Below are 308 nucleotides of genomic sequence, written 5' to 3' on the forward strand. Positions count from 1 at the left end.
TGAACGCTGGCGCTATACCTACGATGCCTTTGGCCGCCGACTCAGCAAGCGCCGCGAAAAAACAACACGTGGTATTGCCGGTTATGACTACCAGTGGAGCGGAGACCTGCTGGTGGCGGAAACCCCGGTTTACGCTGACGGCACCGCCGCCGTGGAAAGCAGCGTCTACTGGCTGTATGAACCCGGAGCCTTGACACCGGGGGCCAGGTATGAGAACGGACGACTGCACTATGTTGTACACGACCAAATGGGCACGCCGAGAGAGCTGCTGACAGAAGGCGGTGAAGTGGTCCGGGCGCAGAAGCTGA

1 pseudogene is annotated in these 308 nt (G+C 60.1%); it reads left to right on the top strand.

The features are described 5' to 3' along the window. Nucleotides 1-308, top strand: a pseudogene (locus FDX19_RS13575) (RHS repeat protein); the annotation flags it as partial.

This window comes from Citrobacter sp. wls619 (assembly GCF_005281345.1).
Lineage (GTDB): Bacteria > Pseudomonadota > Gammaproteobacteria > Enterobacterales > Enterobacteriaceae > Citrobacter.